At 45.5% G+C, this 18,329-nt stretch carries 17 protein-coding genes; 15 read left to right on the top strand and 2 right to left on the bottom strand.

The annotated features are described in order from the left end of the window. Positions 1 to 35: 35 nt before the first annotated feature. Positions 36 to 539: a DUF2850 domain-containing protein gene (locus AK965_RS04150; RefSeq protein ID WP_099078422.1), complete on the bottom strand. Its 504-nt coding sequence runs from the start codon at positions 537 to 539 to the stop codon at positions 36 to 38. A gap of 218 nt (positions 540 to 757) precedes the next feature. Between AK965_RS04150 and AK965_RS04145 the strand changes: the two genes are divergently transcribed. The 10 genes from AK965_RS04145 (at position 758) to AK965_RS04100 (ending at position 11,300) form a co-directional block, all read left to right on the top strand. Beyond that, positions 758 to 1,042: a pyrimidine/purine nucleoside phosphorylase gene (locus AK965_RS04145; RefSeq protein ID WP_099078421.1), complete on the top strand. Its 285-nt coding sequence runs from the start codon at positions 758 to 760 to the stop codon at positions 1,040 to 1,042. Positions 1,043 to 1,184: 142 nt separating this feature from the next. Further along, on the top strand, positions 1,185 to 1,466 hold the full coding sequence (locus AK965_RS04140; RefSeq protein WP_099078420.1) for a hypothetical protein: 282 nt from the start codon (positions 1,185 to 1,187) through the stop codon (positions 1,464 to 1,466). Between the two features lie 356 nt (positions 1,467 to 1,822). After that, on the top strand, positions 1,823 to 3,106 hold the full coding sequence (locus tag AK965_RS04135; protein WP_099078419.1) for a carbohydrate porin: 1,284 nt from the start codon (positions 1,823 to 1,825) through the stop codon (positions 3,104 to 3,106). Positions 3,107 to 3,447: 341 nt separating this feature from the next. Continuing rightward, positions 3,448 to 4,452 carry a LacI family DNA-binding transcriptional regulator gene (locus AK965_RS04130; protein WP_099078418.1) on the top strand — a complete coding sequence of 335 codons (1,005 nt, stop codon included), beginning with the start codon at positions 3,448 to 3,450 and terminating at the stop codon, positions 4,450 to 4,452. 22 nt (positions 4,453 to 4,474) lie between these two features. Continuing rightward, a complete protein-coding gene (locus AK965_RS04125) occupies positions 4,475 to 5,722 on the top strand; it encodes an ABC transporter substrate-binding protein (RefSeq protein WP_099078417.1) in 1,248 nt (415 codons plus the stop codon). A gap of 86 nt (positions 5,723 to 5,808) precedes the next feature. Further along, positions 5,809 to 6,774 carry a sugar ABC transporter permease gene (locus AK965_RS04120; RefSeq protein ID WP_310648445.1) on the top strand — a complete coding sequence of 322 codons (966 nt, stop codon included), beginning with the start codon at positions 5,809 to 5,811 and terminating at the stop codon, positions 6,772 to 6,774. 46 nt (positions 6,775 to 6,820) lie between these two features. Continuing rightward, positions 6,821 to 7,669 carry a carbohydrate ABC transporter permease gene (locus tag AK965_RS04115; protein WP_172438065.1) on the top strand — a complete coding sequence of 283 codons (849 nt, stop codon included), beginning with the start codon at positions 6,821 to 6,823 and terminating at the stop codon, positions 7,667 to 7,669. A gap of 25 nt (positions 7,670 to 7,694) precedes the next feature. Then, on the top strand, positions 7,695 to 9,044 hold the full coding sequence (locus tag AK965_RS04110) for a GH1 family beta-glucosidase (RefSeq protein ID WP_099078414.1): 1,350 nt from the start codon (positions 7,695 to 7,697) through the stop codon (positions 9,042 to 9,044). Then, a complete protein-coding gene (locus AK965_RS04105; RefSeq protein ID WP_099078413.1) occupies positions 9,044 to 10,138 on the top strand; it encodes an ABC transporter ATP-binding protein in 1,095 nt (364 codons plus the stop codon). Before AK965_RS04110 ends, AK965_RS04105 begins: the two co-directional genes overlap by 1 nt. Before the next feature lie 142 nt (positions 10,139 to 10,280). Next, positions 10,281 to 11,300, top strand: coding sequence for a LacI family DNA-binding transcriptional regulator (locus tag AK965_RS04100; protein WP_099078412.1), 1,020 nt, complete (start codon positions 10,281 to 10,283; stop codon positions 11,298 to 11,300). A 2-nt stretch (positions 11,301 to 11,302) separates the two neighbouring features. Here the strand turns inward: AK965_RS04100 and AK965_RS04095 are convergent, their stop codons facing one another. Beyond that, positions 11,303 to 12,082: a transporter substrate-binding domain-containing protein gene (locus tag AK965_RS04095; RefSeq protein ID WP_099078411.1), complete on the bottom strand. Its 780-nt coding sequence runs from the start codon at positions 12,080 to 12,082 to the stop codon at positions 11,303 to 11,305. A gap of 522 nt (positions 12,083 to 12,604) precedes the next feature. On the opposite strand from AK965_RS04095, the gene AK965_RS04090 reads away from it, so the two are divergent. From AK965_RS04090 to AK965_RS04070, 5 genes are all read left to right on the top strand, one after another. After that, entirely contained in the window at positions 12,605 to 14,239 is a 1,635-nt protein-coding gene (locus AK965_RS04090; protein WP_099078410.1) for an ABC transporter substrate-binding protein, read from the top strand. 103 nt (positions 14,240 to 14,342) lie between these two features. Further along, entirely contained in the window at positions 14,343 to 15,317 is a 975-nt protein-coding gene (locus tag AK965_RS04085; protein WP_099078409.1) for an ABC transporter permease, read from the top strand. Positions 15,318 to 15,325: 8 nt separating this feature from the next. Continuing rightward, positions 15,326 to 16,318, top strand: coding sequence for an ABC transporter permease (locus AK965_RS04080; RefSeq protein ID WP_099078408.1), 993 nt, complete (start codon positions 15,326 to 15,328; stop codon positions 16,316 to 16,318). Then, positions 16,315 to 17,268 carry an ABC transporter ATP-binding protein gene (locus AK965_RS04075; RefSeq protein WP_099078407.1) on the top strand — a complete coding sequence of 318 codons (954 nt, stop codon included), beginning with the start codon at positions 16,315 to 16,317 and terminating at the stop codon, positions 17,266 to 17,268. The genes AK965_RS04080 and AK965_RS04075 overlap by 4 nt, the downstream gene beginning before the upstream one ends. Before the next feature lie 13 nt (positions 17,269 to 17,281). Further along, on the top strand, positions 17,282 to 18,265 hold the full coding sequence (locus AK965_RS04070) for an ABC transporter ATP-binding protein (RefSeq protein ID WP_099078406.1): 984 nt from the start codon (positions 17,282 to 17,284) through the stop codon (positions 18,263 to 18,265). Positions 18,266 to 18,329 lie beyond the last annotated feature (64 nt).

The raw sequence follows: 18,329 nt of genomic DNA, 5'->3' as shown, positions 1-18,329 counted from the left end.
TGCGAGCGAAATAAAGATTTTTGCATTTAATATCGCTAATCACCACCAAAGTGATTGCTTAGCGCAGCGCGGCGCTTAGATGCAGCACCGGTTTCTGAGCCTTGCACCGTGTGCTCGAACTCTTTAGAGACGAATCGTTGCTCAGGTAAGGCGGGTTTGACACGACGGAGTTGAGGAGAGAGATGAGATCCAGATATTTGGTAGGCTGTTTTTCCTAGCCCTGTGTTTAAGGTGATTTGCTTGCCATCGAACTCAAATTGAGTGGCAATAAGGCGATGATTTCGAAATACACCGTCAGGAGTGAAATTGAGATGCTCAGTTTGGTATGGCGGTGCGCCAATCTCTATCCACTCACCATAGACTTTTTTTGGATCAATGTAGTCGTTATAGGATACGTAAAGTTGATAGCTAATGAATCCTAGTAAGCTACAACTGAACAATACAAATACCCCTTTGATTATTTTGAACTGATGGTGTGCCCAAAATGAGGGAGGCGGAGTTTGGTCTTGTTTACGTTTTTGGCGTGTTGTGCTCGTCATGATCCCTGCTTCTTGTTTTTTGGGTTATGGTGGAAAGATTCAGTTGTAAAAACAAACAATCTCTAGAATGTGATATTGAAACTATGATCTAATGTCCACTTTTACATTTCGACACAAGGCTGCTAGTCATTCATCTTCGTTGATATAGGTAATGTCGAGCTTGAGTAGCAGAACAATACAGGGTAAAAAAGAGCGGATTTTTGATAAGGAAACCAACAATGAATATTAAGGAAAACAGTTATTTTGCTGGCGGTGTAAAGTCACTCGGTTTTGACCAACAAGGACAAGACGTTAGTGTCGGTGTGATGCTTCCAGGAGAATACACGTTTGGAACCCAAGCCCCAGAACGTATGACCGTTGTAAAAGGCGCACTCATTGTAAAGAAAGCAGGTGAGGCCGATTGGGTAACATACAACAGTGGTGAGTTCTTCGAAGTGGAAGGTAACGCGTCGTTTGAACTGGAAGTAAAAGATGCCACTGCTTATTTGTGTGAGTATTTATAAGCGCTTAGCAAAGAAAAAATTAAGAAAGCCACCGTCGGGTGGTTTTTTTGTGCATGTTATCCAGTTGTAACAGTCTTTAGAAATAAAGTGCCAACAGCGTATATACTTAGAATAGATACATAGGTCAATTAAGGAGGACACAATGGCAATTCAATCTAAACATTCTGATCTTCCTCCTCGCTATGATGCAGCAGACTTTACCACAGACCAAAGGCATCGTTTTACCACCGTGGCCAATGAAGCACACAGACGTAGAATCTCTTATCGACAAGCTTTGGAGAAAAGTCGATTGGCCAAAGCGAAAGAGAAAGCGTTAACACCTTGCCTTCCGTCAAAAAGAGTGAAACCGAGTAAAACTGGTCAAGTGATTTGGTTAGTCACTTTCCTCCTGATGGGGTTGTGGATGATGTATATGTTTGCTTAGGTTGTATCCGCTCCTCTACTCAAGGTATATAGCATTGTAAGAAACTTACGGCTTGTGAATATTTTCAGAATAATGAAATTTTTCATAGAGGAGAGTGAAAAATACCATCGGATTGAGCAAATTAACGTGATAAAAATTAAACAAATTGGTGAAATGAAAGCGATTTCAAATGTGATTGCCATGTTTCTTTCTTTCTATCCCTATGATTGTAAATAATAAATTGTGTTTTTTGTTTCATGCGTTGTTTCATGTCATTCTGGGGCTCCTGACATGTGAAGCAGCAGCAACTTTTCAATGCTTTCATTCCTTACTATTCCTTACGAGATAACAACACATACAAATTTTAGGGATATAACATGAAAAGCTTTAAAGTTTTACCTCTCTCTATTGCGGTGGCCGCTTCGCTTGCTTCTTTACCTTCTTTTGCTGCTGATGCCGATGTAGAGGCATTAGAAAAACGTATTCAAGAGCTAGAAACCAAAATTCAAACCGGTTACGTTTTTGATCAGCAACCAGCCGTATTGACTTCTGAAACCGAAGTGCCACTAGGCGTGGTGTTCTCTGGTTATGCTCGTTATGGCGCGGCTTACCAGGGCAGTGATGCAGTGACAGTCGGTACGGCAGGGGCGTTGAACGGAAACGCAACAGGTCGTTTAGGTAATGAACAAAACGGTGGTGAATACCAGTTTGCCCGCGCGTTTGAGAGCGACGGTGGTGCTATTTGGGATATCGTGTTAATGCTTGAGCATTGGGCAGATGCTTCATGGGCAGAGGATGGTGGTGTTAACCTTAAGAAGTTTTACGCAGGAGCGGCCAATCTATTTGAAGATCAACCAGACCTATACGTATGGGCAGGCCGTGACTTCCATCAACGTCCACAAACTGATTTGAACGACTACTTCTGGATGATGCACGATGGTCAAGGTGCGGGTTTTTATAACCTAGACTTAGGCGCTGCTAAGTTCGACTTTGGTGCCATAGGGCAAGTAAAGGATGACATGGTGGGTGACAACGGTCGCTACGCTATTACCAGTAAATTGCATGGCATTCAGTTGGGTGAAATGGCAAACCTTAGCCTTTACGCGAACTACGGTTTTACGTCAGACAAATTGAAAGGTACATCCGTGGATGGCGTGACGTCTTACCAAGTGGCGGGTGAGTTGTCGATGGCAGGTCAACGATTGATTGTTCGTTACTCTGATAACGCGAAAGACAGTGTGTTTGATTTAACCGAAGGGCAAACGGCGACGTTAGTCAGCTTTGATGGCAGCACAATGCTGACAGACAAAGCGGGAATCCAATATCTAGCGGCTTATCAAGCACTAGACGTTGAAGGAAATGACAGTCGTGTGAACTACAATGCAATTGTTCGCCCGACGTACCAGTGGAATGACATACACTCGACGTGGTTAGAAGGTGGTTACAACGTCGTGGATTACGATGACATCGATGCGACGAACAGCTCTTGGAAGATGACGTTGTCTCAGAACATGGCGATTGGTCCACATACTTGGTCACGTCCGATGCTACGTTTTTATGCAACAGTGGGTAATGCCGATAACGAGTACACAGGTTTTGACAAAGTGGCAACCGATCTTGACACCCTAACGGTTGGTGCAATGTTCGAAGCTTGGTGGTAAGCCACACCTAGTTAATTACTGTCCATGCTAAGGTGGTGAGTGTTTAAGGCAGAACGATCAAATACTTACCATCTATTTACTCTTAATTCTTGTATTTTTGCCTCCCTCGTGGAGGCTTTTTTATCTCCTGAAGCAGGCAAATTCTTCTGGTTATGAAACAGTTTCACAAGTGAAAAGAAAACTGTAAGTTGCCTCATTCTTTATCAAATTACTCTATTTAGCCCCAAACTTGTTGTGAACTCACTCACGCTAATTCTTAGCTAGATATTGAATAATCGATTGATGAAAGCGGTTTCGAAGGTGTTTGAAACTTGCGATGTGGTGTCCATAAAGAGGTTGATGTGGCGACGATTAAAGATGTGTCTGAATACGCAGGCGTTTCTCAAGCGACCGTTTCTAGAGTGATTAACGGTACATGCCGCGTTAGCCATGATAAGAAACTCAAAGTCGAAAAAGCAATTAAGGATTTAGGCTATCGTCCAAACTCGATTGCGCAGGCGCTCGCATCCAGTCGTACTGGCAGTATTGGCATCATTGTTCCTGAGTTAGGTGGCCCATTTTACTCCGGTATTTTACACAGCATTGAAGAACGCTTGCGACGTATGGGCTATCACGTGATTGTTACGGCGGGATCGAATACAGAGCAAAGCCAGCGTGAATCGGTAGAGTTTCTGCTTGGTCGCCGTGTCGATGCGATGATTTTGCACACGCAAAGTCTTTCTGATGATTATTTGATTGATCTTGATAACAAGGGGATTCCGGTGGTGTTGGTTAACCGTTATATCCCAGAAATGGCCCACAGTTGTATCGAGATCGATAACGAATTAGGTGGCCGAATGGCGACTGAATATTTGTTGCGAATGGGGCATCGCAACATTGCATGTATTACCGGTCCTCTGGACAAATCTGACGCACGGGGGCGTCTACAAGGTTACCGCAAGGCTCTTGAAGAAGCGGAAATCGCGTATGACGAAGCGTTAGTGTCCGAGGCCGGTTTTACTGAAGAATCAGGCATCAGTGCTATGCGTAAGTTGCTAAAACGTGAATGTGTTTTCACTGCCGTATTTGCCTGTAACGATCACATGGCGTTTGGCGCTTATGAAGTGTTGAAAGCAGAGGGCATGCAAGTACCAGAGCAAATTTCACTAGTGGGGTTTGATGATATCTTGTTTGCTCGCTATCTCACGCCAGCCCTTACCACCGTTAATTTCCCTATAGAACAGATGAGCGCAGAGGCGGTGCAACTTGTCATCCAAGCGCTGAACAAGAACAAACGTGATGTGAACTTCAAGCTCACACCAACCCTAGTACCCAGAGGTTCGGTCAAGTTACTGAATAATCTCTAGAACAATAATTAAGGACGACAACATGAAACTGAAAACTTTGACGCTTGCTATGACTGCTGCACTCGGTGTCGCTGCAACGGTAAACGCTGCCGACGAAACCAAAATCCGCTTCGATGGCTTTCCTGACTTCGATAGCAGCTTGAAAGTACTGCTGCCAGATTTCGAGAAAAAAAACGGTATTAAGGTTGATTACCTAATGAACAATCATGGCGACCACCATACCAAGCTGACAACCAACTTGGCAACGGGGTCTGGTGCGGGTGATGTGATTGTTGTTGATGTAGAAAAAATTGGCCCATTTGTGGCATCAGGTGGTTTGGTTAACCTGTCTGAAAATTACGGTGCAGATAAGTACGCAGACAGTTTTGCGCCTTACGCATGGGCACAAGGCAAAGGTGCAGATGGTGATATCTACGGCATGCCTGTCGACTTAGGCCCTGGCGTCATGTACTACCGCACCGACCTCTTTGAAAAAGCGGGCATTGATATCAACGAAGCGATCAAAGATTGGGATTCTTACATCGCTGCGGGTGAAACGCTTAAAAAACAAAACATACAGCTTATTGCTTCGGCAGCAGACGTTGCGCAAGCGATCATCTTTACCACCGTTCCTGAAGGTGAAGGCTTGTACTTCGACAAAGACGGGAACCCAGTGGTGACCTCAGAGCGCTTCGTTCATGCATTTACAGTGGCAAAACAGATTCGAGATAAAGGCTTAGATGGCCGCATCCTTGCTTGGTCTAATGAATGGTACGAAGGTTTCCGTAACGGTACATTCGCGACGCAGCTTTCAGGTGCATGGCTACTGGGCCACCTAAATAACTGGATTGCACCAGATACAGCTGGTAAGTGGGGTGTAGAGCACCTTCCTGATGGCATTTATGGTAGCTGGGGTGGTTCATTCCTTTCAATTCCAACTCAATCACCTAACCCAGATGAAGCATGGAAACTTATTGAATACATGACAGCAGATCGCGATGTTCAGCTTAAGCACTTTGAAACGATTGCAGCATTCCCAGCGAACACAGCAACGTACGATGACGAGCTATTCCAAGAGCCAGTACCGTTCCTTGGTGGCCAGCAAGCACGTCTCGTTTTTGCTGAAGTTGCTAAAAACATCAAGCCGGTTCAACCAGCGAAAGGCGACCACGTAGCACGTTCAATCATTCTTGAAAATGCTCTGATGGAAGTGCTTGATGAAGGTAAAGATATTAAAGTTGCACTTAGTGAAGCAGAGCGCCTAATTAAGCGCCGCACACGTAATATGTAAGCAACTCGCTAGTTTTAAAGTTTGGAGGCGTGCAAACGCCTCCTTTGTAAGAGGTCGTTACTATGAATCACGCAGCGAGCAACGTCATGGAAACTACGGGTCGTAAAAGCTTTTTTTCATATCTAAATTTGAAAGCGCTTACACCGTATGGGTTCCTTCTGCCGTTTCTGATCATTTTTTCTGTTTTTGGGATATTCCCTTTACTGTTTTCTGTCTTTCTATCGTTCCAAATGTGGAACCCTGTAGAGGGCATGGATGCGATGCAGTTTGTTGGTTTTGAAAATTACCACATTGCACTCACAGACCCATGGCTTTGGCGCTCATTGAAAAATACCTTATGGCTTGCTGTCACTTCAGGTGTTGCACAGCACTTAGTGGCAATTCCTGTAGCGTATATTTTAGTATCAATGGGCGATCGCTTGCGTCACTGGTTGACGTCGGCTTATTTCCTACCATTTATTACTTCTACGGTTGCTGCATCTCTCATCTTCTTTAATATGTATTCGCCAAACTCGGGCATTATCAACCAAACTTTGATTGCCTTGGCGGATAGCCAGCTATTAGGTTGGGCTTTTTCTTGGGTATATGATTATCAGCCAATTCGCTGGCTCGATGATGCAACGATGATCAAACCATCGATTGCTATTGTGATTTTTTGGAAGTACACCGGCTTTAATATCGTGCTTTACACGACAGGCTTGATGACAATTCCAAAAGACATTCTTGAAGCAGCACGTATGGATGGTGCTAATGCATTCCGCCGCTTCTGGCACATTTCATTACCAATGATTCGTCCATTTATCTTCTTTGCTATCACCATGACGATTATCGGGAATCTGCAGTTATTTGAAGAACCGTTTGTTTTGACTCGTGGTGGCGGTGGTACCGGTCAGTCTGGTCTAACGATCTCTATGTATCTCTACAAAGTAGGTTGGGAGTGGCTAGAGATGGGGACTGCATCGGCAATCTCATGGTTACTGTTTGCTCTAATCGCAACGTGTACGGCAATTCAATTCTTATTCTTTGGTAAGAAAGGCTTAGGGGAGCAATAGCATGACGACCTCAATTAAAACCACAGCGTCCCCCTTGAGCGGACTTATGCCAAGCGAGCGTACCACCCACCTGTTGACGAAGGTTGCGATGGTGCTGCTAGCCTTTGTATTGATTGTCTCGGCAATTATCACAGTGTTTCCATTTATATGGTCTGCACTGTTATCGACACGTGATCGTTCGGAGATTTTCGGTACAGGTATCAGCTTAGCGATAGGCGATAGTTTGGCATACAACTACGCTCAACTGCTTGAAATCATGCCATTTTGGCAAGCGATGTTTAACTCGATTTATGTTGCCTTTTTAGGTACGACAATTTCATTGCTGTTCTGTAGCATGGGCGGTTACGCATTCGCAGTGTACAAGTTTAAAGGTAAGAATCTACTGTTTGGTATGTTGGTGGGTTCAATGGCGATTCCGCCTGTTTTGAGCCTGATCCCGTATTTCATGATCGTGAAGTTCCTAGGTTTACTAGATAACCATATTGCCGTTTGGTTACCATTTACAGCAACGCCATTTGGTATCTTTCTCATGCGTCAGCACGTGATCGCGTCAATTCCAAAAGAACTTTTGGAAGCAGCAAAACTCGATGGCGCTGGTGAATTTAGAACTTACTGGAGCGTAGTATTACCATTGATGAAACCAGCTCTAGCGACACTGGCCATTGTCCAATTTGTCTTCTTCTGGAACATGTTTATGCAGCCATTGGTGGTACTGAACTCCCCAGACAACTACGTTATTACTCAGGCACTACGAAGCGTGCAAGGGATTCCAAATACGCCATGGGGCGCGGTGATGCTTGGCACCACTATCTCCATTCTTCCGTTAGTAATTACTTACTTATTTGCTTCTAAACAGATGATTAGCGGTCTGACATCGGGCGCAGTGAAAGGTTAAGAGAAATTTAAGGCATAAAAATATAATGAATAAACTCCAATTACCCCAAGATTCTAAAATGCGCCACCCTGAGTTCCTATTTGGTGTCGCGACCTCTTCTTACCAAATTGAAGGGGGCGCACAGCTTGGTGGGCGTACACCATCGATTTGGGATATATTTTGCAACAAGCCAGGTGCAGTAGACAATGCCGATAACGGTGATGTGGCATGTGATCACTTCCACCTATGGAAACAAGATATTGAGATGATTCAAGGTCTCGGCGTCGGTGCGTATCGTTTGTCGATGGCATGGCCGCGCATTCTTCCAGAAGATGGCAAAGTGAATGAAGAAGGTCTTAAGTTTTATGAGCAAATCATCGATGAGTGCCATGCTCGTGGTTTGAAAGTGTTCGTGACGCTTTACCACTGGGACTTACCTCAATACCTTGAAGATAAAGGTGGTTGGCTGAACCGTGAAACGGCTTACAAGTTTGCAGAGTATGCGGATGTAGTTAGTGCTTACTTCGGTAACAAGATTGACTCTTACGCAACACTGAACGAACCATTCTGCTCTGCTTACCTAGGCTACCGTTGGGGTGAGCATGCGCCAGGTATAAAAGGCGAGCGTGAAGGCTTTTTGTCGGCACATCACCTGATGTTGGGTCATGGCTTGGCAATTCCACACATGCGCAAGAATGCACCAAATGCGATGCACGGTTGTGTGTTCAATGCGACGCCTGCGTACCCTTACACAGAGGCAGACGCAGAAGCGGCAGAGTACAGCGATGCGGAAGGCTACCACTGGTTTATGGATCCTGTGTTGAAAGGGACATATCCAGAAACCGTACTTAAGCGTCAAGCGCACAACATGCCGATGATTCTAGAGGGTGACCTCGATATCATTCGTACTGACCTAGACTTTATTGGCATCAACTTCTACACCCGTTGTGTGGTGCGATTCGATGAAAATGGCATGCTAGAGAGCATTCCTCAGCCAGAAGCGGAGCACACCTTTATTGGATGGGAAATCTACCCACAAGCATTAACGGATTTATTGCTACGTTTGAAAACGCGTTATTCAAATCTACCGCCTTTGTACATTACCGAAAATGGAGCGGCAGGTGATGACCACCGTGTTGCAGGCCAAGTGAATGATGAACAACGCGTGCGTTACTTTCAATCGCATTTAGAAGCGCTGGATGAAGCGATCAAAGCAGGCGTTAATGTGAATGGTTACTTCGCTTGGAGCCTAATGGATAACTTCGAATGGGCGTATGGCTACAAACAACGTTTTGGCATCGTACACGTTGACTACCAAACTCAAGAGCGCACCTTAAAGCAGAGTGCGATTGCGTACCGAAACATGCTGCTAGAGCGAGCTGAGGAGAACAAATAATGGCTAAAGTAGAATTCAAAAACATCAAAAAATCTTACGATGATGTGGAGGTCGTAAAGCACTTCGACTTTACCGTGCAAGATGGCGAGTTCGTGGTTTTCCTTGGACCGTCTGGTTGTGGTAAATCGACCACACTGCGTATGTTGGCGGGTTTAGAAAGCATCACAGCTGGTGAGATTTACGTTGGCGATAAGCTGATGAACAAAATCGACGCGAAAGACCGTGACCTTGCGATGGTGTTCCAAAGTTACGCGCTATACCCGCATATGACGGTTTACGAGAATATTGCCTTTGCACTTAAATTGAAAGGTATGGCGAAAGACCAAATCGACATCGAAGTGCGTAAAGCGGCGCAGATGTTGGAGCTGGATTCGCTTCTTGAGCGCAAGCCAAAAGAGCTTTCTGGTGGTCAGCGTCAACGTGTGGCGATGGGCCGAGCAATGGTACGTACACCGAAAGTATTCTTGTTTGATGAGCCATTATCAAACCTTGATGCCAAGCTACGTGGTGTGATGCGTGAAGAAATCAAACACCTTCATCGTGAGTTAAAAACCACGACGATTTATGTGACTCACGATCAAATAGAAGCGATGACATTGGCAGATCGCATCGTGATTCTGAAAGACGGTTATGTGGCTCAGGTGGGTACGCCAACGGAAGTGTTCCAGCGCCCTGCAAACAAGTTCGTGGCGCAGTTTATCGGTAATCCATCAATGAACATGCTGGATGCGAAGTTGGTGGGAGAAGAGGGCAATTGGGAAGTAGAATTGGGCGATGTTCGTATTCCATTGCCGGAGCGTTTTAAAGCGCACGCATCGAAAAATCTTGCACTGCATTTTGGTGTGCGTCCAACCGACATTCATCTGCGAGCGGAGCAAGTGGATCATGATCGCGTGTTGCCATTCCCAGTGAAAATCAAAGACAAAGAGCTATTAGGCGCAAGCATTCTCTTGAAAACAGAAGTTGCTGGTCAGCCTCTGATGGTGGAAACTCAAGCCGCAGAAGTGGATGTAGATACACTCACGCTGTACTTGGATTTGGATTCGATTCACCTATTTGATGCGCTGAGTGAAAACTCGCTTGCGACTTTCTAAATCGCGTTGTAGGAAAAGTGTAAGAGCCAGTGTTTGTGCACTGGCTTTTTTTATCCATATGCGATATCTAAATAGAATTGAGTGAAAATTTTCCGTCATTTATATTTTTATCATTTGCCTGCGTGGATCTGCTGAATAACCTATGAAAAAGAAAAAACGTTCTCCTTCGATTTACGATGTGGCTAAATTAGCCAGTGTCTCTCCTAGCACCGTATCGCGTTTTCTTAATCGCACAACGTTTATCTCCCAAGACAAAACTATCGCGATTGAAGATGCGATTAAAACGCTAGACTACAAGCCCAATTACCACATGAATCAAGGCACCAACACACGTTCGATGACGATTGGCGTGTTGGTACAAAATCCAGGAAGCCCCTTTATCAGTCGCATCTTTAACGACATGGAGCGGTTTCTCGGATCGAAAGGCTATTCCCTTGTGATTGCCTCTGGATATTGGCAACACAGCATACAACGACAAGCGCTGAGTTATTTAGAGAAGAGTAATGTCGATGGCGTGATTGTTGTGGCGGGCAGTTTGACAGAGAAAGAACTGGTGGATTATTCCAAAAAGATCCCCGTGGTCGCCGTGGGCTACAGCTGTATGGATAACAAGTTGCAATCGGTGAATATTGATAATGTGCTTGGCGGTCACATGGCGACGCTGCACTTGTTGCAACAAGGGCATGTGAACATTGCACATATTAAAGGTTCGCTTAATCAGCCAGACGCAGTGTCACGCTTTGTTGGTTACAAAAAGGCGCTGACCGAAGCTGGGATTATCGTGCGCAATAATCTGATTAAGCAGGGCGATTTTAGTAGCGAGGTTGGTTATGAGCGTACAGTAGAGTTGATCAAATCTAAGGTGCACTTTTCCGCGTTGTTTGCCTCTAATGACCAGATGGCGTATGGGGCTATTAAAGCTCTGCATGATCATGGTTTGAGAGTACCAGAAGATGTCTCTGTCATTGGCTTTGACGATTTGCCTGCGTCGAAGTACTTTACTCCTGGATTAACCACATTACGTCAGCCCATTGAGGAGCTCGGTGTGGTGTGTGCAGAGTTAATCTTGAGCCTGCTAACTGGCGAAAAATGCAGTCCCCGACTCCCACCGATAAACTTAATTGTGCGGGAGTCGACGGTATCTAAATTTCGCCCGAGCTGATGTTAAATGGGCAGTAATTCTGACTGATAACCCGTAAATTCGCTTGGTAAGATTGGATTCACTAACTGAAAAACACGGCGTTGGTGGAGTTTGACAGCTTGTACTTCCGCGCCATAAGTCTGTTCAAATAGCATATCTAGCTCTCCGTTGGCTAAGCAACGCTCTAACCCTCGGGCAATGGCTTTCTGCAATGCTGCTTTTTCTGGGTGGCAATAAAAAACCAAAGGGAATGGGTAGTAGAGTAGTATGCTCGGCTCCACGACCAAATCCGGCGTGAGGTGCGCAAATTGAGTGACAATTGCCTCGGCTTCATTGGCTCCAAGAGAGACGTAATCACACTCACCGTTCTGTACCGCGATCAGCCTCTCTTGCAAGCTCCCTTGTTCGACAACGTGATATTGATTGAAACGAAACAGATCGGCATCAGCCCACGTGGCTGGAATGCCAACGCTTAACTGCTTGAGCTGCAACTGCGTCAACCTACTAAATTCAGCTAAACGACTCTTGTGTATGATCAATACACGGCAGCCTAACAGTCCTCGGCATAGAGGTTGTGGAATCATAGCATAGGTACCTGGCGTAAACTTGCGATTGCCCGCCACTGTAACCAATACATCGGTGCCATGTGAAAAGACAAGTCCTTCATCTTTAGCGCTTGGGTGATTAGTCAAGTCATTGTTTATAAAAATGTTTAACTTCGGCTGTTGTAGCACAAGCTGTAGCAGTTTCCATTCGAATTCTTGGCGAATCGCTGATTTGTTGCCATTCCAAAAATGAACCATGTTTGTTCCTCAAATTTGCTCAGACGAAAGGATGATTTCACTGAATATTAGGTTTTGAAAGCGCTTTCTTAATGTTTGTGCTGATTTTGTGTGCATCAGCACGAGTTGTAGTCAATTGAACCTTTAATATTGGGCGGTGACATGTTTGGTCTAAGTGGCAATGGTAAGTAGAGATAAACTTGGATTGGTTCACAAAAACCGAGCTAAGCGGCAGGCATTTAAGTTGTTGAATTATAAGGATTAAAAATATAAGTGAGATCTCTGTTGCTTTTAAGTTGTTGAAATAAAACACTTTTATTTGTTGTGATCAACGCATTGTTTTTACTCCCTTTCATTGAAGAACTTTGCGAGATTTACGAATATAGTAATGTGAAGAAAGCGATTTCCTATTGTGGTTTATAGCCAATTTGCGATGAGTCGTAATGGCCAAGCGAATGAGACCACTCAATTGAGTCGCTTTATTTTTTGATTCACAAAGAAAGCGCTTTCTTTTCGAATCCAATATTATAAAAGGACAATGTGATGCATAAGAAAACCCTACTTGCTGCCTTTGCTGCCAGTATGATGCTTGCCACTACTGCTCAAGCGGAAAGCATTAAACAAGGTGGTACGCTGACAGTGCCAATCATTAACACCGGTTTTGTGAAAAATTTTAACCCTTACACATCAGGCGATCTGCTACATGGCATTATGTATGAGCCGTTGTTCGTCCTGAATAACATGACAGGTGAAACGCACTTTCGCCTAGCGGAATCTGTACAGTACTCAGACGATCTAAAAACCATTACCTTGAAATTACGTGACGGTCTGCAATGGTCTGATGGCGCTCCGCTGACAGCGGAAGATGTGGTATTCAGTTTTGAGCTGACGAAGAAAGCGCCAGCATTTGATGTAAAAGCGATTTGGCCGACAGGTAACCTGACTAGCATTAAAGCGACCGATAAACATACCGTTGTGTTTGATCTTGCAGAAGCTGATTCGACCTTCCTTTGGAGTATCGGCGCGTATCACATTGTTCCGAAACATACTTGGTCAAAAGTAACGGATTACCCTACTTTTACTAACCCGAATCCAGTCGGTAGTGGCCCGATGACGACCGTGAAGTACGTTAAACCTCAGCAAATGGAGTTGTGCCGTAACGAAAACTACTACTTAGAGAATCGCCCATACCTTGACTGTGTAAACTACCGTTCATACAACGATAACTCACAAATTCAACCCGCTTTGATTAAGGGTGAGATCGACTGGGGTTCAAACTTTATCGCTGATGTTGAATCGACGTTTGTTAATCAAGACAAAGAGAACAACCATTTCTGGTACCCAGCAAATGATGCGATTCATCTTTACGTGAATACCAAAAAAGCACCATTTGATGACCTACGTGTACGTCAGGCACTTTCAATGGCGCTAGACCGTGAAGCGATCGTTGATATTGCGGCCTATGGTTACCCTACTGTGAACTATAATGTGGGCGGCATCGCCGAACTTTACAAGAGTCACATTGATGCTGAAGTGAACAAAAAATACGGACATTTGACGCAATACGATGCAGGCAAAGCGAAGGCCTTACTTGATGAAGCGGGCATTGTTGACCGTAATGGTGATGGCTTCCGTGACAACAAAGATGGCTCAACGGTTGAGTTCGATATTGAAGTGGTTAACGGTTGGACAGACTGGATCCAAGTGGTTCAGATGGTGACGGAATACTATGCCGATGTGGGCATCAAAGCCAACGTGAAGACGGTTGACTGGGCGGTTTACGATAAGAACCTGAAAGACAGTGCGTTCACCATGTCGATCAACTGGTCAATGGTGTCGGATAACCCAATTCTGGCGTTCCAAGAGTACTACCACACCTCTCGTATAGGTAAAGGCTTCCACGCAGGTCATGGTGTTCACTCACCTGAAATCGATAAGCTAATTGAGAGCTTTGGTAAAATTGGTGATACGAAGAAACAAGAAGCGATCATTTCTGAGCTTCAAGAGTTCACCGCAGAAAATATGCCATTTATCCCTTTGTTCTCTAATGCAACTTGGTTCCAGTACAGCACTAAGAAAATCGTTGGCTGGCCAAGCGAGAAAGACCCTTACATCCAACCGGTTTGGTATGACGGCGGTAAGCGCGTGATCATCCTGAACAACCTACATCTGAAATAACTAGCACTTTCAATTGTAGGTAGGTTTTTTTAATTAACATCGGAGCCGCAACCGTAATTGCAAAAGTAAGTGCGTGTTGTGGCTCGTAAGTTAAAGGTTTGATATGTCGTTTCTTGCTCGCCGATTTGGCTTTTATTTTACTGCCTTTCTGATTGCGATCTCGTTCAACTTTATGTTGCCACGCTTAATGCCAGGTGACCCAGTTGACGCTTTATTTGCAGCAGCACAAGGTCGAATGGATCCTGCTCAGATGGATGCTGTACGTGAGATGTACGGCTTTGTTGACGGCAACATTTTTGTTCAATACATCGCGTACATGAAAAGTGTATTTACGCTTGAACTTGGTCCATCGGTTCTGATGTTCCCAGTTAGCGTATCTGAAGTGATTGCGATGGCACTCCCATGGACCATGTTTCTAGCGCTTGGTTCTCTGATTGTCGCACTGATCATTGGCGTGAGTATCGGTACTTATGCTTCTTATCATCGCGAGGGCTTGTTTGGTCAAATTATGCCACCAGTGTTGGCCTTCATCAGTAATTTCCCATACATCGTAACTGCATTGCTGTTGTTCTATTTCGTCGGTTTGAAGATGGAACTGCTGCCGCTAGCATACACTTATGACCCTTCATTGGAGCCGGGCTTCAACTGGGAATTCATCAGTAGTGTGGCGAAACATGCGGTACTACCAATGGGCTCAATGGTGGTAGTGGGTATCTCCACTTGGGTGTTCAACATGCGTAACGCGATGATCAACGTACTGGGTGAAGACTACGTCACCATGGCAGAAGCGAAAGGCTTAAGCAGCTATAAAGTGATGGGCCGCTACGCCGGTCGTAATGCGATTTTACCTGTTGCAACAGCGATTGCGATGGCGATTGGTTTTTCATTCGCAGGTTCAATCATGACTGAGGTGGTGTTCAACTACCAGGGTTTGGGCAACATTCTGCTGAAGGGCATCGTTGCGCGTGATTACCCACTTATCCAAGCTATCTTATTGATCTTAGTGACGGCGGTTCTGACTGCCAACTTCATTGCTGATCTGCTGTACGTGTGGCTTGACCCGCGAATTTCGAACTAAGGTGCATCATGGAAAAATTAATCAATACCCCAACGCCTTCTGAGCACGATGAACTGATGATTCGTGAATCGAAATTCTCTTGGAAGCGCATTAAAAAGAGCTTGGGCAAAGTTTACGCGTTCTTTTACGGTAATCCACCAGCCATTATTGGTGGCTTGTTACTCTCTATTGTTTTAGCCGGTGCGATTTTTGCCCCAGTATTGGCAACGCATGACCCTGACCGTCGTGTTGCAAGACCACATGTAGCTCCGAATGCAGAGCACGTGCTTGGCACCACTCGTAGTGGTCGCGATGTCTACAGCCAAGTGTTGCATGGCGCAAGAAAGTCACTCACGGTAGCGATTTCTGCCGGTGTAATTGCGATGAGTATCGCCGTGGTTATTGGTGTCTCAGCGGGTTATTTCGGCGGCAAGATCGATGAGCGTCTTAACTTTCTAACCAACGTTTTCTTGGTGTTCCCTCAGCTACCTTTGCTGATTGTGCTCGCCGCTTTCTTAGGGCAGGTGGGGTCCCTCGTGATCACCATATTGCTCGGGATAACCTCCTGGCCTTGGGGGGCTCGTGTAATTCGTTCGCAGACCATGGCGATTCGAAATAAAGAATTCATTATCTCGGCAGAAGTAATGGGTGAATCAAAAATCCGCATCATCCTAGTCGAAATCCTACCGAACCTTGTCTCGATCGTATTTGGTGGCTTCTTGGGCACAGTGATTTACGCAATGGGCTCAGAGGCGGGTCTTGGCATCCTAGGTTTGGGTGACGCAACAGAGGTGAGCTGGGGCTCGATGTTGTACTGGGCACAAACGTCTTCGTCTCTATACACCGGCGCTTGGTGGGAGATGTTAGTCCCTGCGATGGCTCTCGCAATCACAGGTGGTGCACTGGCACTGATCAACATGTCGATTGACCAAGTGAGTAACCCGAAACTTCGTACTGGTCCACACATCAAGCTGTGGCACAAACTGAAAAAAGAAGCAGATAAGCGCCGAGGTTTAAGATGAGCAACTTATTAGAAATTAATAACCTATGCGTCGATTACGTGTCACCAAATGGTGTGGCTCGTGCCGTAAACAACGTCAGTATCAGCATTGCGCCGGGTGAAACGCTAGGTATTGCGGGTGAGTCTGGTTGTGGCAAGAGTACGTTGGCATTTGCCATCTCTCGTTTGCACAAAGCCCCTGCACTGATCTCTGAAGGAGAAATTCTCTACAAAGGTCAGGACGTACTGAAAATGAACGACAGACAGTTGCGTAAATTCCGTTGGAATGACGTGTCAGTAGTATTCCAAAGTGCAATGAATTCACTCAACCCAGTGATCACCATTGGTGAACAGCTCACCGATGTGATTTTGGCGCACCGTAAAACCACTTATAAAGAAGCCTATGGTAGAGCGGTTGAGCTACTTGGCATCGTCGGTATTCACGGCGATCGCATGGCAAGTTTTCCACACCAATTGAGTGGTGGCATGCGCCAACGCGTTGTCATCGCGATCGCATTGGCTCTAGAGCCAAAACTGATCATTATGGACGAGCCAACCACCGCTCTTGATGTGGTGGTTGAGCGTGAAATCCTCAATGAATTGTACGAACTCAAGAGTAAGTTCGGCTTCTCGATTCTGTTCATCAGTCACGATTTGAGCTTGATGGGAGAGATTGCTGATCGTATTGGTGTGATGTATGCCGGTAATCTGATTGAGTTGGGTGACGCGAAAAATGTATTTGGCGACCCACAACATCCGTATACCAAAGGTTTGATCTCATCATTCCCAACCATTCATGGGCCAAAAGAACGCCTTTATGGCATTCCCGGCAACCCTGTGAACCTACTTAAGATCCCGCAAGGGTGTAACTTCCAAGCACGCTGTAATGAATGTTTTGCACAGTGCGAGAAGAGCGATCCAACACTGGTGCCAGTTAGCAATGGCAATCTAGTGTCCTGCCATTTGATGTAATCGGGAGAGATGAATGGACAATGTAACTACCCCAGAAGTGATTCTCTCAGTAAAGAATCTGGTGAAAGACTTTCCACTTGGTCAGTCTGCAAAAAGCAATCTGATGCGTGCGGTTAACGATGTATCATTTGAACTGCGTAAAGGCGAAGCGCTCGCTATCGTGGGCGAATCAGGATCGGGAAAAAGTACCGGTGCTCGCATACTGACTCGTATCTACGATAAAACCGATGGTAATGTGACTTTTAAAGGTCAGGATCTCGGTGAGTACATCAAAGAGCATGGTGAACTGGAATACGCACGTCAGGTTCAGATGATTTTCCAAGACCCATTTGGTTCGTTAAACCCAGTGCATACTATTTATCATCACATTGCTCGTCCGTTGATGATTCATAACCGCGCAGAGAAGCACGCAATTCCAAAATTAGTGTACGAGTTGCTTGAGCTGGTAGGTCTTTCTCCGGTGAAAGAGACGGCAGAAAAGTACCCGCACGAACTCAGTGGTGGCCAGCGTCAACGTGTGGCGATTGCCCGTGCGATTGCGGTTGATCCAGAAGTCATTCTGGCTGATGAGCCTATCTCAATGCTCGATGTGTCAGTGCGCTTAGGTATCTTAAACTTGATGTCAGATTTGAAAGATAAGCACGGCATCTCCTTTATGTACATTACTCACGATATCGCTACTGCGCGCTACTTTGCTGAGAAAACGGCCGTGATGTACGTTGGCCATATGGTTGAGTGGGGCAATAGTGATAACGTGACACAAAATCCGCAGCACCCATATTCACAGCTGCTGTTATCCGCCGTACCAGAGGTGGGTAACTCAGGAAAACGTGAGCTTACGGCGAAGAAAGGCGATATCCCATTGTGGAAGCCAAGCAGTGTAGGGTGCCCGTTTGCCACCCGCTGCCTTAAAGCGACCGAAGTGTGCACACAATCTGTGCCCGAACCGACCAAAGTCGCCGAAGACCATTACGCTCGTTGCCATCACCTCGGATAAAGCACTCGAATTAGTCTAAAAAAAGTGCTTTTCGAAAGCGCTTTCATAAATATTGGAAGAACAT

It is taken from the genome of Vibrio sp. PID17_43 (genome assembly GCF_002608565.1).
GTDB lineage: Bacteria > Pseudomonadota > Gammaproteobacteria > Enterobacterales > Vibrionaceae > Vibrio.
The sequence above is the reverse complement of the archived record's forward strand: the minus strand, read 5'-3'. Positions and strand labels throughout refer to the sequence as shown.